Genomic DNA, 7,228 nt, shown 5'->3' on the forward strand with positions numbered 1-7,228 from the left:
GGTAATGGTCAGTAACAGCTTAACACCTTATGCAAACACAGCCTGCTTGAAAATCCATGAGTGGGCAGCATGACTCATTAACTTTTGGAGGTGGGTAGGGTAGGGTGATTCATAGCGTAAACAACATCCAGATGTAATGCCACCGGCAGGATTTTTGCAGCGTAGAAAATGGATGTTGCAGGTTGGGACCTTGATTGCTTCCAAAGCCAAGGGGCAAGATCGTTCACTGTTGGTGACGTTGAATAATAGGGTAATTGTAGATGCGTTGATTGAGACATTTCAAAAAACAGATTACAAGGATGAGCGGCAATTGCTTGCTCCACAGCTCAAATGGAGTATAACGAAAATAAATCAACGCCTGGATGATCCCAAGCGACGTGTGTTAGTTTTTGCTTCACCCTATGTAAGGCAGACCGCTCTTGATCGTCCTGTTGATCTGGAGATCAGTGGCCCATTGCGTTTCTTAAATAGTCGAGATCCTCTTGTGAATGCTCAGATGCGTGTTTTTGCTCATCGCTATCCTAAACGTGGGCAGTTTAATGCCTATCTCCTTCCTCAGGCTCTGCTTGAACTTAAAATGCGCCTTTCATCTCACTCGAAGGAGCAGATTATCTGCGATGGCAGCCTCCTATCAAAAGTCTATCGCGATGAAGAGTTGGCAGTCCTTGGTGAAGATGCAGTGGTAGAGGTCTTGCAGCAAATTAATGATAAAAAAATCCCCCGGGATATTATGTATACGCTGAAGGAAATATTGGCGAAACGTGGTTTCAATACGCAGGTAGATATTGCAGATGCTGATCTCCATTTGATTTTGCGTACGATCTGGGATGCGGATGCATTCAGAAAGTTTGAGCCCGCTGATGAGCGATCTCATGTGGTAACTCAAAAGGAGATTGTGCGTACCGTACTTACACATCCTGAAAAAGATCAATTGGTCATTGCCGCGACCGGAGGTGGTAAATCACTGTGTTTCCAGCTTCCGGCTATTGTGCTGGCTGAAGAGGCAGTACCCAAAGTGACGTTGGTTTTCTCTCCACTGATTGCTTTGATGAGTAATCAGGTGGAACAGCTTAACGAGAAAGGTATTTTCTCTGCGATTTTACTGAACTCGACTTTATCATCTGAGGTGCGTCAGGAGCATCTAGATGGCATAAAAAAAGGTGTGTATTCAATTATCTATCTAGCACCTGAACAGATTTTTTCACAAAAGTTGCGTGAGGTTCTTAGGCATCGTGACATTGGCTTGATCGCTGTTGATGAGGCGCATTGTTTGAGCCAGTGGGGGCATGATTTTCGAACCGATTATTTTGCTCTGAAGAAGTGGATCGAAAAAGTATTATGTTCCGACCAGCAGCGAGATTTTCCTATCCTGGCACTGACGGCTACTGCTCGTAAGGGGTACAAAGATGCCAATAATGGAGAACTTTCTGATCAGGCCAGTACTGTATACGATATTATCGATAAGTTAGGACTCAGAATACGCGAAGATGAGATCGTTATGTCTTCATCGATACGCGATGAACTTGCCTTTCATTTTGAGTATATCGCGTATGAGAAAAAATGTCTTCATTGCAACCAATCTTATACATATTATCAAGGTATGAAAAAGTGTCCGGCTTGTGGAAAAGATGTTCCGCAGGTAATGGGTTATGTTGTAGATCAGCAGGTAACAGAGCTTAAGAAAAAGAAACTGTTGAGTCTGTTGCAAAATGGCACACAGCAATCAAGCGGGCTTCCTAATCTCTATCCGCGCTGGTCACAAGCGTTAGGCAAGCGCCAACGGGGATTGATCTATTGCGCATATCGAAAGACGACGGAGGAGGTTGCTGAGTATCTCAGCAAAAAAATTAACGGCTTACGTGTGCATGCTTATCATGCTGGTATGGATGCGGTGGAACGCGATGAGATTTTACAGAGATTTACGAGCGACGCCGAAGACGGTCTGGATCTGATTGTGTCCACGAATGCCTTCGGGATGGGTATTGATGTTCGAAGGTTGGGTTTTGTAATTCACTTTCATACGCCTGCGACCCCTGAGGCCTATTATCAGGAAGCTGGCCGTGCTGGACGCGATGCTTTTTTTAGGGAAGGCAATGTACAAGCGGAATGTATTCTGCTTTTTCATCCAACTGATTTAGAAAAGCAGCGCTTTCTGAGTAGTAAGAATAGTTTTACTGACTATGAAGTCAGTGATGTGTATAAAGCAATCTGTGAGATCCATAAAAGACATGAGGATCATTCTGTTCTACCGTCACAGTATGAAAAGAGTGTATCGCGGGTACAGTTGGCTGCGACAGAACAGCATCTCATAGTGAATGAACACGAGCTTGCTTTGCGTGCCGGGGTGGATCAGGAACAGGTGAAAACGCTGTTATATTATCTGGAATATCATACCACTGATAAGGTTACGCATAGACCTGTGCTGGAACGCGGGGCTATGGTCCAGAATATGTGGCAAGTGAAATTTGAGCATGACTACCTTGCGCAACAAGCTGAACTCCCTGAAAGTTCGCCATCATGGCTCTTGCTACAACTCTTTCAGCAAGAGGGACCCTATCTCCTTTCGACAAAGCATTTCACCAACATTTCTGCTTATGAAATTGTAGATAGCTTGCATAAACCACTCATGTTTGTAGAGCAAGAAATGAAAAACCTGGCTAAAAGAAGAATTATTGCGTATGCAGGTAGTGGACAGTTTCAATTAAATTTCCCCATAAGACAGCTGGAAGATAAGTTAAAATTGTTAAACACAGAGACATACAAGTTGTTAGCAGCGATCAATAAAGCTCCTCGCCTGGATGCTTTGAAAAGGAATGCGATCCTGACTGTCAACCTGCGTTTAAAAATGTCGGAGATGGGTTTTAGTTCCGTTCCATTTAAACAACTTATGACGTTCTTCTTTCAACTCTCTCTTGGGGCTGCCGAGCCGTTGCGTCTGTTTGAACGTTTTCAACGAGCAACCCGTTTTAACCAGATTGAGCAGTATCAGTTACAACTCTGGCTCGGCAGAGATCCTGAGAAGCTGATTAGTGAAATCATTCAAAAGATTATTTTGCAGTTGCAGGAGGCAGTTCAACTGCTCGCGTCTCTTATGGATGATCCTACAAATTGTCATGATATGCATGTAATCGATCTATTTGCGATGGATGATAGCTGCGATTTTGCTGAGCGCAGGAAAATCCATCAGCAGTTATTGCTCTTAGAGACGCTTGGACTGATTAAGTATACCAGCGATCCAGCTTTAGGTCAGGCATTACATGTTACTTTATTACAATCTCCAGTTGCTGATGAGCAGCTTGATATCAAGTTGCAATCCCTGCGCCTGCAAGAGATATATGCCAAGCATAAGCGCAAGCTGATGAGTGATTATGTAATGAGCACGACGGATCATGCTGCTACGAACCTTGAGAAGGATTTTTATGCCCAGCAGTTTGCTCGATATTTTCGAGGGACGAAACCAATCCGGGAACATGTGCAGCACGCTATTCGTTCAGATCTCACCAGGAAGCAGCAGACGATTGTCCAGCTAGAATCTGGTGTCCATTTTATTGAAGGACCAGCGGGTTGTGGTAAGACAACTACTCTAGCGGAACATATTAAGCATCTTGTTAACCGTGGTGCTCCCATTGATCATATCCTGGTTACAACACATTATAGGAGTGCCGAGACGCATATTGCTCATGCTCTCAAGGATCTGGAAAGTGAGGGGTCGGCAGCGATAAGCACCACAATCAATGCTTTTGGCGAGAAAATATTCAAGCAATATCATGATTTATTGTGTAAGCCAGATGGGACACCCTACTATGCTCAACCTTCCAGTGCTTTAACAGATCAGAAAATAGAAAGTAAAGAATATGAATATGTTCATGAGGCATTAAGAGGGCTTGGTGGTAGTGATATTAACGCTTTCATTGAGACAGGGGCATGGAAGTGGTCAACGGATTTGGATGTACCACAATTTGCACCAGCGTATCGTCGTGATGCTGCTCTAGAGGACCATTGTGTGGCGATTATCCATCGTTTTCGCCAGCATGGCATTTTTCCTAGTAATCCGCCAACAGCTGAAGAACTAAAAGAGATCATTAAAGATGCGCTGGGTGGATGTACCATAGGCGAGCTTTATGCGATTTATGTGAAATTTTGTGAGGTGATGGCGCTGCACAATGAATATACCTTTGACGACCAGATCGTTTTTGCGCTTGCAATTCTGCGCAACAATCCCGATATTCAACGTGCCTACCAGCGCTATTTTGAACATATTATCATTGATGAGTTTCAAGATTTTACAATTGCCAAAGCTGCCCTTTTACGAATAGTATGTAAAGATCGACAAAACATTATGGCTTTTGGGGACTTTGTACAGGATGTTGGTTTTGATAGGATACAGGAAAAACAATTTGGGAAAATAGTTTGAGCGGAGTGGTGATCGATAGCTTTTTGAATACTGATCAAGGAGTCGTTGGGCAGAGGCATCAACTCACAGATAATTTCCGTTCTACACAGGAGATCCTGAATATGACCTCCTTTTTGAGAAGTACCATAAAAGGTCAGTCGAAGCTTTCTTTCACTTCTGCAATGGATAAGCATGGGCCTAAACCTGCCTATCTTTACTCTCAGACCAATCATACACTAGATATGTTGGATGAGATTCTCTATCAGATAAAGCAGTTTTCTAGCTCTGAACGAGAGAGTATTGCGCTTATCTGTAGTACCAATGATGTTTTCTATGAAGTACAACAGTATTTATATGATAAGCAGGTAGCTTTTGCCTTGATGGGTAAAGATAGCTATCTCTATCAATTGCATTATGTTCTGAACTTGCTAGTCTACCCGCGCTTGATTCTTGATAAACAACTGGATGAGGAGACTGAACGCTTATTACGCTATAACATTGTTCCTTATTTCGATAAAGCTCAAATCAGTAAAATCATGCAGCTTGCTGGTGATGAAGGTCTTTCACTGTTTGAAACCATTTCATCAGAAAAATTGCTTACACAGGTTACAAATGATCCCATTCAGAGATATCAATTGCAGTTGCACTTAAATATTAGTAACTATTCAGGTCATCTAGAAAAGGGCTTGTCGAAAACAGAGAAATCGGGTAAAGTAAGGGCATGACACCAGAAGAAGAGTTGATCTCCCTGCGACAAGAAAATAAAGCGTTGAGAGAACTGCTGGCAATACGAGATGAACAATTGAGTCAGATGCAACAGCAGATGACGGAATTGCTGAAGCAAGTGCAAGCGTTGCAAGCACGTCTCTCGAAAGATAGCCACAATAGCCACTTGCCGCCCTCCTCCGATCGTTTCCAACGCCAGCCGAAAAGCTTGCGCAAGAAAAGCGAGAAGAAAGCAGGAGGGCAGCCAGGTCACGATGGGAACACGCTGTCTCTGAGTAAGCACCCTGATCAAACCATTCGCTACCAAGTGCAGCAGTGCGAGCATTGTCGGTACGACCTGCGAAGGATGGCGTGTGTGCAGGAAGAACGTCGACAAGTGATCGATCTTCCTCCCAAACGACTCGTGGTCATTGAACACCAGACCGAGCAGAAGTGCTGTCCACGCTGCCAACGGATCACCGCCACGACCTTTCCTGAGGATGTGCGTGCTCCCGTGCAGTACGGACCGGCCTTGGGGGCCGTGGCGGTCTACCTGGTGCAGCAGCAACTCTTGCCCTATGAACGAGCATGCGAAACCCTCCAGGATCTCATGGGCCCTGCAATGACGGTGGGTACGCTCAAAGCATTGGTGGATCGCTGTGCTGCCAACTTGCAGCCGATCGAAGTCCAAATCAAAGACCATCTGCGGCAAGCGAAGGTGATGCACCAGGATGAAACGGGACTCTACGTGATGGGCAAACGGCACTGGATGCATGTCGCGGCCACCGCTGCGTTGACCCATTATGCGGTTCATCCTAAACGCGGTGCTGAGGCCGTGGATGCGATTGGCATCCTCAACGGATTTCGCGGGGTCAGCGTGCATGATGGCTGGGCCACCTACTGGAAATATGCGTGTGAGCATGCACTCTGCAATGTCCATCACCTCCGTGAACTGACCTTCGTGTTCGAAGAGCAGCACCAAGCTTGGGCCGGTGAGATGAAAAGGCTTCTCTTGGCGATGAACGAGGCAGTCAAAGAGGCACAGCAGCACGGCTTGAGGCAGTTGCACCCCAGCGAACTGGCTGATTGGAAAGCCCGGTATCACGCCGTGTTGCAAGCAGGGGAGCAGGCCAATCCCCTCGATCCCCCACCCAAAGAGGAAGCGATCAAGCGAGGGCGACGGAAACAGAGTACCGCACGCAATCTGCTCGACCGGCTCAGCAAGCATCAGGATGCCGTCCTGTTGTTCTTGGAGAATTTCGCCGTGCCTTTTGATAATAGCCGTGCAGAGCGGGATATTCGTATGGTCAAAGTGCAGCAAAAGGTTTCTGGCTGTTTTCGCAGTTCCTTGGGTGCTGAAGCATTCTGCCGTATTCGTGGCTACATCTCCACCCTTCACAAGCAAGGAGCCCATGTGCTGACGGCTTTGGAATTGGCTGGCCATCCTGTTTCCCCCGCTTTCTAGTCTCTTCTAGATGACCTGAATAGTTACAAATATTATTAATAAGCATAGGCCTGCTGATACTATGGGCACTTTGCAGCAAGAATTGCAAGCATTGAGTGATGGCCCCATTACTCTTTTAGGGAAGCAAGAAGATAAATTGGAACAAGTTAGAATTGTGCTGAACAAGTTCTCAAGCCGTACCATTCAACAGACATTAGATACAATCAAGAGCTCTGGCAGCTTTTTGAATCAGCATCAACAACATACGGAGTTGATTTTAGCGACGATTACCTATGCAAAGAGTCAAGAGTTTGCAACAGTGTTTGTGCTTGGTGTTGAGAAAGTATGGGGTAAAAAGCTCTATGTGAGTGCCTCGCGGGCGAAGCAACGTTTGTTCTTTGTAGGAGATAGGGAAAGCTTTGCTAAGCCTAGAGAGAAAGAGCTGTTGCAAGCACCACAAAATCTCTATGTAGAGATAGAAACGCAAAATACTATAGACCTCTAGCATAAGATCAAAGAGGTTGCTCAGTTAACACGGGTCACCCCGAATTGTTCGAACATCGGTTCGAACAATTCGGGGTGGTAGAAAAAGCAAGAGAAAAGAATGGATGATGCTCAATCCAGAGCCGGCTCAAGGCCCAACGAAGTCGATATAATGGTACGATGGTTTCTTTTAGCTTCTTTCC

The 7,228-nt window shown here is 45.4% G+C and carries 4 protein-coding genes; all 4 read left to right on the plus strand.

Annotated elements, in window-relative coordinates; genetic code table 11:
• The first annotated feature begins 154 nt into the window (after window positions 1–154).
• On the plus strand, window positions 155–4,414 hold the full coding sequence (locus F1593_RS26785; protein ID WP_172632485.1) for a DEAD/DEAH box helicase: 4,260 nt from the start codon (window positions 155–157) through the stop codon (window positions 4,412–4,414).
• A gap of 5 nt (window positions 4,415–4,419) precedes the next feature.
• The gene (locus F1593_RS26790) at window positions 4,420–5,118 is read left to right on the plus strand and encodes a 3'-5' exonuclease (protein WP_235932722.1); all 699 of its coding nucleotides are present in this window, start codon (window positions 4,420–4,422) and stop codon (window positions 5,116–5,118) included.
• A 14-nt stretch (window positions 5,119–5,132) separates the two neighbouring features.
• A complete protein-coding gene (tnpC, locus tag F1593_RS26795; protein ID WP_172632486.1) occupies window positions 5,133–6,563 on the plus strand; it encodes an IS66 family transposase in 1,431 nt (476 codons plus the stop codon).
• 61 nt (window positions 6,564–6,624) lie between these two features.
• A complete protein-coding gene (locus F1593_RS26800; protein WP_149404620.1) occupies window positions 6,625–7,047 on the plus strand; it encodes a hypothetical protein in 423 nt (140 codons plus the stop codon).
• Window positions 7,048–7,228 lie beyond the last annotated feature (181 nt).

This window comes from Dictyobacter arantiisoli (genome assembly GCF_008326305.1).
In the GTDB taxonomy this organism is placed as follows: Bacteria; Chloroflexota; Ktedonobacteria; order Ktedonobacterales; family Ktedonobacteraceae; genus Dictyobacter; species Dictyobacter arantiisoli.

Excerpts from the sequence above, each read along its gene's own strand:
- F1593_RS26800 (WP_149404620.1), top strand. The coding sequence starts at position 6,625 with ATGGGCACTTTGCAGCAAGAATTGCAAGCATTGAGTGATGGCCCCATT.